At 72.6% G+C, this 14,605-nt stretch carries 12 protein-coding genes; 4 read left to right on the top strand and 8 right to left on the bottom strand.

The genetic code is table 11. The annotated features are described in order from the left end of the window. The first annotated feature begins 103 nt into the window (after positions 1-103). Entirely contained in the window at positions 104-1,513 is a 1,410-nt protein-coding gene (locus ACT3SP_RS11915) for a DUF2079 domain-containing protein (protein ID WP_444587508.1), read from the top strand. A 40-nt stretch (positions 1,514-1,553) separates the two neighbouring features. Here ACT3SP_RS11915 and ACT3SP_RS11910 read toward each other — a convergent pair whose 3' ends face one another. Genes ACT3SP_RS11910 through ACT3SP_RS11895 form a run of 4 tightly spaced genes read right to left on the bottom strand, consistent with a single transcriptional unit; the run spans position 1,554 to position 6,515 of the window. Continuing rightward, positions 1,554-2,984 (bottom strand): alpha/beta fold hydrolase, encoded by a 1,431-nt coding sequence (locus ACT3SP_RS11910; RefSeq protein ID WP_444587507.1) that lies wholly within the window; start codon positions 2,982-2,984, stop codon positions 1,554-1,556. Between the two features lie 11 nt (positions 2,985-2,995). Further along, positions 2,996-3,667: a DinB family protein gene (locus ACT3SP_RS11905; RefSeq protein WP_444587506.1), complete on the bottom strand. Its 672-nt coding sequence runs from the start codon at positions 3,665-3,667 to the stop codon at positions 2,996-2,998. After that, entirely contained in the window at positions 3,664-5,949 is a 2,286-nt protein-coding gene (locus tag ACT3SP_RS11900) for a prolyl oligopeptidase family serine peptidase (RefSeq protein WP_444587505.1), read from the bottom strand. The genes ACT3SP_RS11905 and ACT3SP_RS11900 overlap by 4 nt, the downstream gene beginning before the upstream one ends. Next, complete coding sequence (locus ACT3SP_RS11895) at positions 5,946-6,515, bottom strand: hypothetical protein (protein ID WP_444587504.1); 570 nt, start codon at positions 6,513-6,515, stop codon at positions 5,946-5,948. Before ACT3SP_RS11895 ends, ACT3SP_RS11900 begins: the two co-directional genes overlap by 4 nt. Before the next feature lie 77 nt (positions 6,516-6,592). Here ACT3SP_RS11895 and ACT3SP_RS11890 point away from each other — a divergent pair, with 77 nt between their 5' ends. Further along, positions 6,593-7,807, top strand: a complete 1,215-nt coding sequence (locus ACT3SP_RS11890) for a glycoside hydrolase family 3 N-terminal domain-containing protein (RefSeq protein WP_444587503.1) — start codon at positions 6,593-6,595, stop codon at positions 7,805-7,807. Positions 7,808-7,855: 48 nt separating this feature from the next. On the opposite strand, the gene thiD is transcribed toward ACT3SP_RS11890, so the two are convergent. Further along, a complete protein-coding gene (gene thiD / locus ACT3SP_RS11885) occupies positions 7,856-8,728 on the bottom strand; it encodes a bifunctional hydroxymethylpyrimidine kinase/phosphomethylpyrimidine kinase (RefSeq protein WP_444587502.1) in 873 nt (290 codons plus the stop codon). Between the two features lie 227 nt (positions 8,729-8,955). Between thiD and ACT3SP_RS11880 the strand changes: the two genes are divergently transcribed. Together ACT3SP_RS11880 and ACT3SP_RS11875 are read left to right on the top strand one after the other, a co-directional pair. Then, a complete protein-coding gene (locus ACT3SP_RS11880; RefSeq protein ID WP_444587501.1) occupies positions 8,956-9,888 on the top strand; it encodes a hypothetical protein in 933 nt (310 codons plus the stop codon). 43 nt (positions 9,889-9,931) lie between these two features. After that, entirely contained in the window at positions 9,932-10,759 is an 828-nt protein-coding gene (locus tag ACT3SP_RS11875; protein ID WP_444587500.1) for a hypothetical protein, read from the top strand. 19 nt (positions 10,760-10,778) lie between these two features. Here the strand turns inward: ACT3SP_RS11875 and cls are convergent, their stop codons facing one another. The 3 genes from cls to ACT3SP_RS11860 form a co-directional block, all read right to left on the bottom strand. Next, positions 10,779-12,266: a cardiolipin synthase gene (cls, locus tag ACT3SP_RS11870; protein WP_444587499.1), complete on the bottom strand. Its 1,488-nt coding sequence runs from the start codon at positions 12,264-12,266 to the stop codon at positions 10,779-10,781. A gap of 124 nt (positions 12,267-12,390) precedes the next feature. Beyond that, the gene (locus ACT3SP_RS11865) at positions 12,391-13,299 is read right to left on the bottom strand and encodes a Bax inhibitor-1/YccA family protein (RefSeq protein ID WP_444587498.1); all 909 of its coding nucleotides are present in this window, start codon (positions 13,297-13,299) and stop codon (positions 12,391-12,393) included. A 130-nt stretch (positions 13,300-13,429) separates the two neighbouring features. Further along, the gene (locus ACT3SP_RS11860) at positions 13,430-14,566 is read right to left on the bottom strand and encodes a trans-sulfuration enzyme family protein (RefSeq protein ID WP_444587497.1); all 1,137 of its coding nucleotides are present in this window, start codon (positions 14,564-14,566) and stop codon (positions 13,430-13,432) included. Between the last annotated feature and the right edge of the window lie 39 nt (positions 14,567-14,605).

The following is a 14,605-nucleotide window of genomic DNA, read 5'->3' as shown; positions in this document are numbered from 1 at the left end:
GGGCCGGGTCCGCCGAATCCGTGCCGCGGGACGGGCGGGGACGAGCGGTGGGGTGACGCCACGAGGCGCGCCGCGTCCCGGAGGTGCCGTATACGCTCGCTGCGTGGACCTTCCCGCCGACCCCCTCGTGTCCCGCGCCACGGCATGGACGCGCAGGCTGGTCCCCGTCCTGCTGGCCGCGCTCGCGACCCTCGCCTACGGGATGCTGGGCACCCAGCAGTTCCGCAACCTCGTTGCCCGGTCCTGGGACCTGGGGATCTTCACTCAGCTCGTGCGCGCCTACGGGGAGCTGCGCGCTCCGATCGTCCCCATCAAGGGCGACGACGTGAATCTGCTGGGCGACCACTTCCACCCTCTGCTGGCGGTCCTGGCACCGGTGTGGTGGGTGTGGCCCTCCGGGGAGGCGCTGCTGTGGGCGCAGGCGCTGCTGTTCGGCCTCTCCGCGATCCCGCTGACCCGCCTGGCGATCGACCGGCTGGGGCCGGGCCTCGGCTCCCTCGCCGGCGGCGCCTACGTGTTCTCCTTCGGGATGCAGTCCGCTGCCTCGGTGCAGTTCCACGAGATCGCCCTCGCCGTCCCGCTGCTGGCGCTGTCGCTCACGGCCCTGCTGCGCGGGAAGGTGCGCGTCGCCGTGCTCTGGGCGGCACCGCTGGTGCTGGTCAAGGAGGATCTGGGGCTCACCGTCGCACTGCTGGGAGGGCTGATCGCACTGCAGCACCGCGACCGTCGCCGCGAGGGCATCGCCCTGGCCGCCTGGGGCGCGCTGTGGTTCGTGCTCTCGACGTTCGTGATCCTGCCGCTGCTGAACACCGGTGGGCAGTACGACTACACGGACAACCTCGGTTCGCCGCTCGAGGTGTTCTGGCCACCGGTCAAATGGATCACCGTGCTGATGCTGCTGCTGATGGCCGGCGTGATCGGCGGCCGCTCGCCGCTGATCTGGCTGATGGTGCCCACCCTCGCCTGGCGCTTCACCGGCACGGTCGAGTTCTACTGGGACTGGTACTGGCACTACAACGCGGTGCTGATGCCGATCGCGCTGGCCGCGATGCTGGACGCCCTCGGGGACCGCCGCACCGGGCGCGCGACCTCGTGGTGGCGCGCCGACGCGCCGCGGCCGGTGCGGCGGATCCGGGTCACCGCCGTCGCCGCGACCGCCGCGGTGACCCTCGTGCTGGGACCGGCGATGCCGGTGCTGGACGTGCTGCGCCCGAGCCGCTGGGAGCCGACATGGCGGGCCGAGCCCGCAGCGGCGGCGCTCGCGGCGGTGCCCGACGGCGCGGTGCTCGCCGTCGACATCACGCTCATGGCCCAGGCCGTGCCCGATCACGACGTGCAGTGGATCCACGGTCCCAACGAGCGGGTGCCGGACTGCGTGCTGGGTGACCGCTACGCCTTCTCCTGGGCCGACGCCCCGCCGCAGGACCTCGAGCTCTGGGCGGAGCAGGAATGGGGCGTCGACTACCGAACGCAGTTCGAGGACGGCGGCTTCACGGTGGTGTGCCGGGCCTGAGGCGCGCACCGGACGTCCCGCCGGCACCGGACCGTCCCGCTCACACCGGATCGGCGCGCTCGCTCGGGGGCCGGCGACCGCGGTGCGGGCGGGGATCGACCTGGGCCTTCTCCCGCTGGGCCCGCTCGCGTTCGGCCCGCGCGGACTCCAGGCGCAGGCGCCAGGGTGAGAACCTCTCCGCGGCGAGCGCGATCTGCAGACCACGGGACAGGGCCAGGTCCGTCGCCGAGGCGGGCAGCGCCGCGAGCTCCCGGGCCCTCTCCGGCAGCCGGTGCGCGGTCCCGCAGGCGCTCCAGCGCGCGGCGACCTGGAGGATCCGGCTGCGGGTGTCGAGGATCGAATGGCGAGCGCCGGGGATCTCCAGCAGATGCGCGCCGGGGATCCGCTCGGCGAGCTCGCGGGCGATCCGCGGCGGGGAGACCAGGTCCTGGCTGCCGGTGAGCACGAGCGTCGGTGCCGTGATCGCGGGAGCCAGCCGGTGCAGGTCCAGCACCTCCCCGGCGAAGGGCGGCACCGCACGGGCCTGCGCGCCCACCAGACGCAGCGGATCCAGGGGGCCGCCGTCGGCATGGTGACCGCTGCCCAGCTCGGTGTGGAGGATGCGGGCGGTGAGATCGTGCTCGATGACGTACGGGGTGGACTGCAGCCAGGACTGGTTCAGCACCTGCCGCACGCTGGTCCACGTCAGGCTGCCTCGTCCCACGGCGAGCAGGTCGACCAGATCGCGCACGGCCTCCGGCCCTCCGTGCTCGTGGACCGCGAGGATCACCGCGCCGGCCCGTTCGGCGTCGACCGTTCCCTCCCCTGCGAGGCGGCGCAGCACCCGTGCGGTGGTCGAGGTCGAGGGGTCGGTGCCGTCCCAGTAGAGATCGCGGAGGGTCTGTTGGGCGATGGCCTCGTCCTGCGCGCTGGTCAGCGGCGAGTCCAGCACGAGCGAGTGCACGCGCTCGGGGTGGAAGATCGCGAGCACCTGCGCGAGATAGCCGCCGTAGCCGCTGCCCACCACGGCCGCCTGCGACACCCGGGCGTGGTCGAGCACGGCGACGAGGTCGTCCACCACCTCGCGCAGGGTCATCGCATGGGCGGGCAGGTCCCGCCCCTCGGAGTCCAGGCGGGAGAGCCCCACCCCGCGGTGCTCCATCATGAGCACGTCGAGGCCGCGTCCGGCCAGGCTGCGGCGCAGCACGTCGTAGGGCAGGACGGAGGCCCGAGCAGGCCCGTCGGGGAGGAGCAGCACCGGCACCTGCGGCGCGGCGGTGGGACCGGCGGGCTCGCTCTCGGCGGGCAGGCGCACGGGCCGAGAGGATCGTCGCGGGACGGTGCGCGCGTAGCGCAGGGGGAACAGCCGGGGGTCCTCGGCGGAGAACTCCCGGTAGACCGTCATCAGGTCGTTGCGCAGCTGCAGCAGGTCGTCCTGGGCAGGGCGATCGAACAGCTCCGTGGCCCGTGGCAGGGGGGTGGAGCGCGGCACGGGGGCGGCCCTCACTCCCCTGTCCGACCGTCCAGGAGCTCGACCAGGATGTCGAGCTGGCCCGCGTGCCGTGCCGTCTCCTCGACCATGTGGGCCAGCACCCAGCGCACGGAGCGCACCTCTCCCCCGCCGTGCAGCTCCTCCTCGGGCTCGCGGCCCCTGAGCTGGTCCCGCGACTGCTCGGTCGCGGCGCGGTAGTCCGCGAGCGCCTCGTCCAGCCGGGCTCCGGCGGGCACCGCCCATTCCGCGGACGCGTCGTGCCCGTCGGACCAGCGGTAGCCGACGTCCTCGAGCGGGACCCCGCCGAGGACCTCCCGAAACCAGTGCCGCTCGGTGTCGGCGAGATGCCGGATCATCCCGGTCACCGTCGTCTCGGAGCCGACCAGGCGCCGTGCGGCCTGCGTGTCGTCGAGCCCCGAGGCCTTGCGCGCCACGGTCGCGCGCAGGAAGTCGAGGAATCCCTCGAGGGTCTCGACCTCTCCGGCCAGCAGCGGCGGCTCCGGGCGCCCGTCGCCGTCCGCCGTGCCCTTCGCTCCGGCCTGTCCGGCCTGCTCCGCCTGCTCGGCCTCGGCGAGCTCCCGCTGCTCGGCGGCGAGCCGGTCCACGAGGGCGTCCAGGCCCTCTCCTGCTCCGTCACCTCCTCCGTCACCGGCTCCGTCACCGGCCCCGCCGGGGGCGCTCACGAGTCGGTCCCGATCGTGGCCCACAGGAAGGCGTACATGAGCGCCGACATCCGGGCGGCCTGCTCGTTGTTCGCCGCACCGCCGTGCCCGCCCTCGATGTTCTCCCAGTAGCGCACGTCGGCCCCGAGGGACTCCATGGCCGCGGTGAACTTGCGAGCGTGCCCGGGATGGACGCGGTCGTCCCGGGTGGAGGTGAGCACGAAGGTGGGCGGGTAGGTCGCCGCCCGCTCCTCGGCCAGCAGGTGGTACGGGCTGAAGGTGCGGATGAACTCCCAGTCCTCGGTGTCGGGGTCCCCGTACTCGGCCATCCAGGAGTGCCCGGCCAGAAGGTGGCTGTAGCGCTTCATGTCCAGCAGCGGGACCTGGATGATCACCGCCCCGAACAGCTCCGGGTACTGCGTGACCATGTTGCCGGTGAGCAGCCCGCCGTTGGAGCCGCCGCGCACCGCGAGGTGGTCGCGGTCGGTGACGCCGCGCTCGACGAGGTCCCGCGCGACGGAGGAGAAGTCCTCGTAGGCCCGGTGACGGTTCTCCTTCAGCGCCGCCTGGTGCCAGCGCGGTCCGTACTCGCCGCCGCCGCGGATGTTGGCCAGCACGTACGTGCCCCCGCGCTCGAGCCAGGCCTTGCCGATCGCACCGAGGTAGGACGGGGTCAGGGAGATCTCGAAGCCTCCGTAGCCGTACAGCAGGGTCGGGCGGGGTGCCTCGGCGTCCTGTCCCTCCGTCTCCAGACGGGAGATCTCGAAGTAGGGGATGCGGGTGCCGTCGTCGCTGGTCGCGAAGTGCTGGCTGACGTCGAGCCCCTCGGCGTCGAAGCGCGCCGGAGCGGACTTGACGACCTCGAGCTCCCCCGCCTCGCCGCCCTCGGCCACCTCGGAGAGGTCCCCGAGGTGGAGAGTGGTGGGTTCGATGAAGTCGGTGACGGTCACCCAGATCTCGTCGCTGACGTCCGCGTCCACCGCGGAGACGCCGATCGCGCCGCGCAGCTCCGGGTACAGGTCCTGACGCACCCAGTCGCCGTGCTCGTCGCGGGTGTGCACCTCGAGGCGGTGCACCACGTCCTCGAGGATCGAGAGCACCACGGCGGTGCGGGTGATCGTCATGTCCGCCAGCGAGGTGGTCTCCGTCGGCTCGAACAGCAGGTGCAGCTCGGGCTCCCCCTCCTGGAAGCGGGCGAAGTCGCCGACCACGAGGGACCCGGCCGGGTAGAGGGACTCGCCCACCTCCCAGTCGCTGCGCGGGGAGAAGATGCCGAGCTCGCGATGGGCGGTGGCGTCGAGGTCCGAGGGGACGTCGACCGTGGTGAGGGCGGCCGGTCGCTGCGAGCGGTCGACGACGTGGATCGTGTTGTCGTAGAAGGCGTGCGCCTCGATCACCCAGTCCCGCTCCCAGCCGGGGGTGGAGTCGTGGGCGGCGAAGACGGCCATGTCGTGCTCGGCCACCTCGTGCACGAGCTCCGCGTCCGCCAGCGCGGTGCCGCGGCGCCAGATCCGGGCCTGGCGCGCATAGCCGGAGCTGGTCGTGGTGCCCTCGCCGAAGTCGGTGCAGGCCCAGACGGTGTCCTCGTCGATCCAGCCCAGGGACCCCTTCGCCTCGGGGCGCTCGAAGCCGCCCTCGGCGGCGGGCACGAAATCGAGGGTCTCGAGGTCGAACTCCCGCGTCACGTCCGCGTCGGAGCCGCCGTGGGAGAGGTCGACCAGCGCGAGGCGGTAGGGCTCGCCGTCCTCGGCGCCGACGGGGCGCAGCAGGCGGGCGCCGTGCCACACCCAGTCCTCCCCCTCGGCCTCGTTGAGCGCGTCGACGTCCAGCAGGATCTCCCACTCGGGCTCGTCGGTGCGATAGGACTCCAGGGTGGTGCGGCGCCACAGCCCGCGCTCGTGGTCGGCGTCGGTCCAGAAGTTGTAGAGGTGCTCCCCGCGCTTGACCACACCGGGGATGCGGTCCTTGGCGTCGAGGATCTCGCGGATGTCGCGCTGCAGGGTCGCGGCCAGTCCCCCGCCCTCGGCGGCCGACGAGCCGGCGGTCGACGAGCCGGCGGCCGACGGGTCGGGGATCGCGTCGAGCGCCGCCTCCGCCCTCGCGTTGCGCTCGCGCACCCAGTCCAGGGCGTCCTCGCCCGTGACCTCCTCGAGCCACTGATGGGGGTCGGAGCCGCCGTCCGCGGCCGGGAGCCGCGCACCGGTGCCGGGCGGGGCATCGCGATCGCGCGCGGCGTCCTGCTCGTTCCCGTCCTGCGGGGTCTCGGGCTGCGAGGGCTCGGGCTGCGGGGCGGTAGCGGTCATCGGTTCTCCTGGTCGAAGGTGGTGAAGTCGGCGAGAGTGCGCTTCCAGGCGGCCTTCCAGACCTCACGGCCCTCGGCGGTCTCGATCCCCTTGTGCTCGATGCCGAGGGTGCTGCGCGCCTCGTCCTTGGCGGTGACGTTCACCGAGACGCGGGTCCCGTCGCTCGCGGCGGCGCGCCAGTACCGCCATGACGCGGTGTCGCTGAGGGAGGGGTCCTCGAGCCCCAGCTCCTCACGGCGCACGTCGGTCATGAACGCGTCCCAGCGGTCCCGCACGGCGCCCATGTCCCCGGGCACGGTGCGGGAGGCGGAGGCGGAGAAGTCCCCCTCGCAGCTCTGCCCCACCACACGGCGCCCGATGACCTGCTCGTAGGCGACGGTCACTCCCTGCGCCCACCACTCGCCGATCGTCCAGCGCTCGGGCAGCATCCGGGCGATCGCGGCGTGGTCCAGATCCCGGCCGCCGGCCTCGTCGATACGCTCGGTCCAGGTGGCCAGCGGCGTCCCCGTTTCGGACTCGATCCGTGCGGCGTGGGGATGCTCCTGAGGAGCGATCTCGGTGCTCATGGCACCACCCTACGGCGCGCGGGGCGGGGCGGGTCGCCCCTCGGCACAACCCGTCGGCCCCGTGGAACACTGGCCGCATGCGACGTCGTCATCTGCTGGCCCTGGCCCCCGTGGCCGCCCTGGCCGCCTGCACCGCCGAGGACCCCTCCCCGGGCACCGGGGGCGAGGACGGCGGCGACTCCCCGGGCGGCGGGTCCGACGACGGCGGCACCGGCCAGGAGCCGACGGAGGAGCCGACCTCCGAGCCCACCACCGAGCCGCCGGGCCCGGCGGAGCTGCTGCTGGAGGACCTCTCCCCGCGCGAGCTCGCCGGTCAGCTGGTGCTGGTGGGGGTCGCGGCCGGCAGCGAGATCCCCCGGGAGATCCTCGCCGACCACCACGCCGGCGGGATCTTCCTGCTGCAGGTCTGGGAGAGCGCCGCGGAGGTCGAGCGCACGGTCGCCGCCGCCGCGGAGCTCTCCCGCGCGGACCTGCCGCCCCTGATCGCCGTCGACCAGGAGGGCGGACAGGTGCGGATGCTGCGCGGGGACGCGGCCCGCCGGACCCCGTCGGCCGAGGAGCTCGGCGCCCAGGGCCCGGACGCGGTCGCGGAGGCGTACACCTCGATCGGCGAGGATCTCGCCGCCCGCGGCATCCAGGTGGCGCTCTCCCCGGTCGCGGACGTGGTCGACCCCGAGCTCGGCGGCGCCAACGAGCCCGTCGGCGGACTGGACCGCGGCTTCGGCACCGAGCCCCGGGAGGTCGGGGAGTGCGTCGCCGCCGCGACCGAGGCGCTCGCCGCTCAGGGCGTCGGCGCGACCCTGAAGCACTTCCCCGGACTGGGTCGGGTCGAGCAGAACACGGATTTCTCCGCCGAGGGCATCGAGGACCCCGTCACCGGGATGGAGGACCCCTTCCTGGAGTCCTTCCGGGCGGGGATCGAGGCCGGGGCGGACCTGGTGATGATGTCCTCGGCGATCTATCCCGAGCTCGAGCCCGAGGTCCCCGCGATGTTCTCGGCCGCCGCGATCCAGGACCTGCTGCGCGAGCGGCTCGGCTTCGACGGCCTCGTGGTCACCGACGACGTCGGTGCCGCGAAGGCCGTCGCCGACGTCCCGGTGGCCGAGCGCGCCACGCGACTGCTCGAGGCCGGCGGGGACGTGGTCCTCACGGCCGACGCCTCGCTCACGGGCGAGATGGTCGACGCCATCGAGGCGTGGGCGGAGCAGGGCGCCGAGCAGGAGGAGCGGGTCCGGGAGTCGGCGGGCCGGATGCTCGCGCTCAAGGAACGACTGGGGCTGCTCGAGGGGTGAGGGCGCGGCGGGCGAGGGCGCGGCGGGCGAGGGCGCGGCGGGCGGAGGCTACCGGTCGAGCGTGATGAGGTGGTTCAGCGGCCTCAGGCCGCCGTCCGTCCGCGCGATCCGCCAGTCCTGCGCGTTCTCGGCCGCGCTCGCGACGAACTCGCGGGCCGAGGCGACGATGGTGACCATGTCGTCCTCGTCGCCGGCCTCCCCGATCTCGCCCAGCTCCCCGGCACGGTCGAACTCGGCGATGCGGGCGAGCTGCGCCGCGACCGCCGCCGAGAGCGTCGTGCCCGCCCCGCGCACGCGGCGGCCCGGGTCCCGCTCGCCGCGCAGCAGATCGGTGCCGCTCTCGTGGACCAGGACGTCGACGACGTCCTCCCCCGCGAGCCGTCCGCCCGTGATCAGCACGGCACGGGGACCCCTCGCCTGCAGGGCGAGGCCCTGCTCCCGCATCTCCTCGATCGAGGTCGCGAGGGGACGGCCCAGCAGCTGCGCCGACTCCGCCATGTTCGCCGTGACCACATCCGCCAGCGGCAGCAGCTTCTCGCCGAGCGCCCGCGCCCCCTCGGCCGTGATCAGCGCCGAGCCGTCGGCGCCGACCATCACCGGGTCCAGCACGATGCGGCCCAGGCGTGCGCGGTGCTCGCGCACCGCCCCGGCGACGGCGTCGACCACCGCCGCGCTGCCCAGGGCGCCGATCTTGGTGACGTCGATGAGCAGGTCCGCGGCGACGGCGTCGATCTGCCCGCGCACCACCTCCGCCGGCAGCGGGTGCGTCCCGCGCACCCCCTGATCGGTGACGGTGGTGATCATGCTGACCGCGGTCGCTCCGTAGGTGCCCAGCGCCGTGAACGTCTTGAGGTCCGCCTGGATGCCGGCGGCGCCGTCGGACTCCGAGCCGGCGATGGTCAGGACCAGGGGCGGGCGCATGCGTTCTCCATCGTCGAGGGGTCCGGGCTCCGGAAACGGGCCCTGCAGGGCCCGTCGGCCGCCGGAGTCGTCCCGGCGTCGGGACTGCTCCGTGAGCGGAGAGTACCAATCGCACCTGGCATCTCTATCCTGGTCCCGGTGGCATCCGCCGGGCGTGCGAGAATCTCCCGGGGGACGAGCACGGGCAGCGACGGCGGGGACGGTCCCGCGGCGCCGGGGAGGTGACGATGAGTCGGTCGGGTGACCAGCAGCGGTCGAAGGACTCCGGCCTGCCCGATTTCTCCTCCGGAGGCCCCGCGAACGACGGCGACCTGCCCTCCTTCGGCGACGAGGCCCAGGCGGTGACCCTCGGGGAGCCGAGCGAGCGGGCGGTGCGCCGCACCCGTGTCACCATGCTCGCGGTGATCGGCGGCGCGGTGGTGGTGCTGGCCGTGATCGCCCTGGTCCTCTCCCAGACGGTCTTCCGCTCCGTGCTCGAGGACCCTCCCCCCACCGCTTATCAGACCGGTCCCCGCTCGGCCGAGGGCCAGTCGGAGTACGTGCCCGATCCCGAGGACCCGGACATCGCGCCTCCCCCGCCGATCTTCACCCAGGCTCCCACCACCGAGTGCACGGTGCCGGGCAACACCGCGCCCCAGCAGCCCTCGGCACCGGACAGGGTCCGCGGGGGCGGGCTCGAGTACACCAATCCCGAGGGCTGGGGGGACGGCTGGTCCGCCCGCGCGCTGCCCTATCTCACCGAGATCGGCGCCGAGTCCCGCCTGGTCGAGGGGTTCTGGTACAGCGTGGTCAACCTCGGCCGGGTCAGCTTCCCCGAGGAGGAGGGCGGATTCCCCGGCCTCGAGCCCGCGGCCGTCGCGATCTTCCAGTGCTACGCCACCACCTCGGGCGTCATCGAGACCTTCGGCGAGAACCCCGACGTCACCGACTACCGCTCCGAGGCGACGACGGTGGACGGGACGGCCGCCTGGATCGTCCAGGCCACCTACCACTTCGAGGACTCCGCGCAGCTGGAGACCTCGAGCGCCTCGGTGGTCACCTCGATCGTGGTGGACACCCCGGAGGGGCCCAGCGCCCTGGCGAGCGACGTCGCCGCCGATCAGCCCGACCACGCCCAGAACCTCGAGGACATCATCGCGAGCCTCGACGTCGTCGAGTGACGACCAGACCGTCGCCGACGACCAGACCGTCACAGGAGCCGCCGTGCACACCGGACCGCAGCCGCAGTACCCCCTGACGCAGCAGCAGCAGCCCTCCGCCTCCGGCGGCCGCGGCACCGCCCTGCTCATCGGCGGCATCGCCTTCGCGATCGTGTTCCTGCTGATCGTCGGGGGGACGGTGGGCTATCTGGTGCTGCGACCGGGAGGGACCGGCGGCGGCGTCGCCTCCCCGAGCACGGACACGACCGCGCCGGAGGATCCCGAGGCGACGGACCCCGAGGCGACGGACCCGTCGGAGTCCCCGACCCCCACCGACGTCGAGGAGGAGCGCTGCTGGAGCCCCGACAGCCAGGAACGCACCTCCTCCAACCCTTCGGGCAAGCTGCGCGGCGGCGGGCTGCAGTTCATCCCCCCGTCGATCTACGACGGTCGCAGTTCGCCCATGGGCCTGTCCCACGCGAACGACACGCAGGGGGCGCAGGCCCTCGTCGAGGACACCTGGTACTCCACGATCGCCGTGGGAGCGGTCGAATGGCAGCCGGGCATCGAGTACCCCGGCGCCGAGGTCGCCTCGCAGAAGATCGTGGACTGCTTCTTCTACGCGAGCATCTGGGGCGAGGCGAAGGGCCGCTCCCTGGACGACGAGATCACCGAGCCGGTGACGATCTCGGGCATGCCCGGCTATCGCACCACGGCGGTCGTGAACTTCTCCTCCTCACCGCTGGAGAAGACCTCCGCCACCGAGCTGGTGGTGGTCGTGATCGACACCCCGCAGGGGCCCAGCGTGTTCGTCACCGAGACGGCCGTCGGCGTCACCGAGCACGAGCAGGCCGCGGACGAGGCCTACGAGTCGCTGACCGGGTACTCCTGAGCCCGGCCGCGAACGGCCCTCACACCACGGCGGAGGCGAGGCGGCAGAGGTTGTCCAGCACGTGCACGGCGCGGGGCCGCTTCTCCCACTCCTCGAGCGTGAGCTCCCGGCTGGCGGCGCGATAGGAGCTCTCGACCTCGCGGATCTTCTCCATGAAGTCGGTGCCGCCGATCATCAGGGAGCACTCCATCTGCAGCAGGAACGAGCGGATGTCCATGTTCGAGGAGCCGACCACGCTCACCGAGTCGTCGATGGTCACGTGCTTGGCATGGAGGATCGTCGGGGAGCGGTAGAGCCAGATCCTCACCCCGGCCTCCAGCAGCACCGTGTAGTACGAGCGCTGCGCGTGGAAGACCAGGAACTGGTCGCCGATCTCGGAGACGAACAGCTCCACCTCCACGCCGCGCCGCGCCGCGGTGACGAGGGCCGCGAGCATGGACTCCTCCGGCACGAAGTACGGCGAGACGGCCACGATGCGGCGCGTGGCCGAGTAGAACAGCTGGTTGAACAGCGCCAGGTTGTTCTCCGCGACGAAGCCCGGCCCGCTGGGGACCAGCTGGCACTCGTAGCTGCCGGAGGTGTCCGGTGAGGGGCGCACCAGCGTCGGCTCGGGGAGCATCTCCCCGGACTCGTAGTACCAGTCGGTGGCGAACAGCAGGTTCAGCTCGGAGACGATGGGGCCGCGGAAGCGCGCCATCGTCTCCTGCCAGTGCAGCCCGCGGCGGATGTTGGAGGGCTTGTCGTAGTGCGAGGCGATCATGTTCTGGCTGCCCATCCAGCCGATCTCGCCGTCGACGATCACCATCTTGCGGTGGTTGCGGAGGTCAGGGCGCTGGAAGGCGCCGTCGCGGAAGAGCCGGATCGGCATCATGGGGGCGTGCTCGATGCCGTGGGCGTCGAGCTTGCGCCGCATGGCCCGGTACTGCTTCCCGTGGCTGGCCGCGCCCCAGTGGTCGTACAGGACCCGCACTCTCACGCCCGCGTCGGCCCGCTCGCCGAGGGCCTCGAAGAAGTCCTCGGTGGTCTCGTCGAGGCCCATGATGTAGAAGAGCACGTGCACGGAGTCGTGCGCGGTGCGGATGTCGGCCGCCATCCGTGCGATCGAGGTCTCGTAGTCGATCTCCAGGTCCGCGGAGTTGTTGCCGGTCAGGGGGAAGGCGCCGAGCTCCCGGTTCAGGCGCACCGCCGACTGCAGCCAGCTGGGGACGTCCTCGTCGAGCTCGCTGTCGGGGATGGCGTGGGCGCGCACCCGCATCAGGCGGTTGACGAGCCTCTGCTTCTCGAGGCGTCGCCGTGGCAGCTGGGACCTGCCCAGAAGCAGGAACAGCGGGAAGCCCACCAGGGGGAACACCATGATCGCCAGCAGCCAGGCGATCGCCGAGCCCGGGCGGCGCTTGCGGGGCACCACGATGAGGCTCACGAGCCGCAGCACGATGTCCAGCGCCCAGTAGAGATAGGTGATCACGAGGGCGCCGTGGTCGAGCACCCATTGCCACAGGTCCGCCATCGACCTTCCTCTCACCGGGGATGCGGAACGGCGGGCCCCCGGAGGGACCCGCCGTTCAGCATACGTGCGTGCGTGCTGCCGACCGTGCTCCGCCCCGCGGTGCGGGCCGGGGCCGCGGGACCGGTCAGTCGCCGCCGCGCAGGATCATCAGGATGCGCAGCACCTCGATGTACAGCCACACCATGGTGACCGCGACGCCGAAGGCGAGGCGCCAGGCGTACTTGCGCGGCACCCCGGCCTCGAGGGAGTGCTTGACGTCCTCGAAGTCCATGACCAGCGAGTAGGAGGCCATCACGATGGCGAGGCCGCCGATCGCGAGGCCGACCCAGCCCTCGCGCAGGCTCTGGCCCGTCATCAGCATGACGCCGATGTTCGCGAGTCCGAAGATCAGGTAGGCGACCATCGCGACCATGAAGATCTTGGTCAGCAGCGGCGAGGTGCGCAGGATGCCGAAGCGGAACAGCACCAGCACGGTGACGGCGACCGTGAGCGTGCCCACCACGGCCTGCATCGCGATGCCGGGGTAGATGTACTCCATGGTCCCGCTGATGCCGCCGAGGAAGAGACCCTCGAACACGGCATAGGCGACCACCGCGATCGGCGAGGGCTGCTTCTTGAAGATGTTCACCAGCGCGGCGACGAGACCGCCGATCACGCCGATGAAGGTCGCGGCGCCCGCGATGGCGAGCCCGGCCTGCGCCCCCTCGTCGCCGGCGACCAGCGCGAGCCCGTAGGGCAGCATCGCGACGGCGAAGCCGACCACGACGATGATGCCGAGGGTCGCGGTGATCGCGTTCAGCGCGTCGCGGAGGGTCATGCGGCCGGTGTCGTGACCGGTCGCGGACGGGCGGGCGTACATCGCCTCCAGCTGGTCGTCGCCCTGCCGGCCCGTGGCCTGCTGGTCGAAGCCGGAGGACCACTGGGTGTTCTGGGCGGGGGCGGCCGTCGCCTGCTGGCCGAAGCGGGGGGCGTTGTAGTTCGCGCCACCCTGGACGGCCTGGTCGCGGCCGAACACGATGTTGTGGCGTGCCATGGTGCTCCTCACGTGGGATCAGATGGGTCGACGCGGGACGCCATGGTGCTCCCGTCGGACCGACCCGGCCATGATACCGACGGATCCCGGGATCGAGCTGGACGGACGCTCCGCCGTCAGCGAAGCACGCTCAGAGGACAGCGGCCTCGAGCGCCTGGTCGAGGTCGGCGATCAGATCCGCCGCGTCCTCGATCCCCGCGCTCAGGCGCAGCAGCTCGTCGGAGATGCCGGCGTTCGCCCGCGCCTCGGGGGTCATCGCCTCATGCGTCATGGTGGCGGGGCGGCAGATCAAGGACTCGACCCCGCCGAGGCTCACCGCATAGGCCGGGTAGCGCAGCGCCTGCAGGAAGGCGACACGGTCCAGCCCCTCGGCGAGCTCGAAGGAGAGCACGGCCCCCGGGCCCGAGGCCTGGGAGGCGTGGATCCTCGCCTCCTCCTCGCTGTACGAGCCGGGGAAGTGGACCCGGGCGACGTCCTCCCGCGTGCGCAGGTGCGCGACGATCCGCTCGGCGTTGGCCTGCTGACGCTCGAGCCGCAGCGGGAGGGTCTTGATCGCCTGGATCAGGCGGAAGGAGTCCAGCGGCGCGAGAACCCCGCCCTGCGCCTTCTGCGCGAGGGCGAAGGCCTCCGCGAGCCGGGCGTCGTTCGTGGTGATGGTCCCGGCCAGCAGGTCCGAGTGCCCGGCGAGGTACTTGGTGGCGGACTGCACGACCACGTCGACCCCGAGCTCGAGGGGGCGCTGCAGCACGGGGGTCATGAAGGTGTTGTCCACGATCACCAGGGCGTCGTGGCGGTGCGCGAGCTCGACGATGCGGCGCAGGTCGGTGATCCGCAGGGTCGGGTTCGCGGGCGTCTCGACGAACACCGCCCGGGTGCTGGGCGTGAAGTCCTCGTCGGTGAGGGCGCCGAGGTCGTCCACGAAGCGCCCGGTGACCCCGCGGCCCGGCAGCACCAGGTCCACGAAGCGGTAGGTGCCGCCGTAGACGCTCGCCGGCAGCAGCACCTCGTCGCCGACAACCAGGGTCGACAGGGAGGCGGCGGTCGCGGCCATGCCGGAGGCGAAGGCGAAGCCGTGCTCCGCGCCGTCGAGCGCGGCGAGCACCGTCTCGAGCTGGGCCCGGGTGGGGTTCGAGCCGCGCTGGTAGGCGTACGCGCCGTCCTCGGTGGCCCGGTCGAGCTCGAAGGTCGAGGCCAGGTGCACCGGCGGGACCACGGCCCCGTGCTCGAAGTCCCTCAGGGTGTGCACGGCGGCGGTCTGGATGTGCACGGATGCTCCTCGTGTGCGCGGCGATCGGATCCTCGCCAC

Source organism: Brachybacterium sp. AOP43-C2-M15, assembly GCF_052446295.1.
In the GTDB taxonomy this organism is placed as follows: Bacteria; Actinomycetota; Actinomycetes; order Actinomycetales; family Dermabacteraceae; genus Brachybacterium.
Note: the sequence above shows the minus strand (reverse complement) of the source record. Positions and strands in the feature narration are given on the sequence as shown.

What these genes read in the sequence shown, in the direction of transcription:
- ACT3SP_RS11900 (WP_444587505.1), bottom strand. Translation starts at nt 5,949, where the DNA reads ATGACCGCTACCGCCCCGCAGCCCGAGCCCTCGCAGCCCGAGACCCCG.
- ACT3SP_RS11895 (WP_444587504.1), bottom strand. Translation starts at nt 6,515, where the DNA reads ATGAGCACCGAGATCGCTCCTCAGGAGCATCCCCACGCCGCACGGATC.
- ACT3SP_RS11890 (WP_444587503.1), top strand. Translation starts at nt 6,593, where the DNA reads ATGCGACGTCGTCATCTGCTGGCCCTGGCCCCCGTGGCCGCCCTGGCC.
- thiD (WP_444587502.1), bottom strand. Translation starts at nt 8,728, where the DNA reads ATGCGCCCGCCCCTGGTCCTGACCATCGCCGGCTCGGAGTCCGACGGC.
- ACT3SP_RS11880 (WP_444587501.1), top strand. Translation starts at nt 8,956, where the DNA reads ATGAGTCGGTCGGGTGACCAGCAGCGGTCGAAGGACTCCGGCCTGCCC.
- cls (WP_444587499.1), bottom strand. Translation starts at nt 12,266, where the DNA reads ATGGCGGACCTGTGGCAATGGGTGCTCGACCACGGCGCCCTCGTGATC.
- ACT3SP_RS11865 (WP_444587498.1), bottom strand. Translation starts at nt 13,299, where the DNA reads ATGGCACGCCACAACATCGTGTTCGGCCGCGACCAGGCCGTCCAGGGT.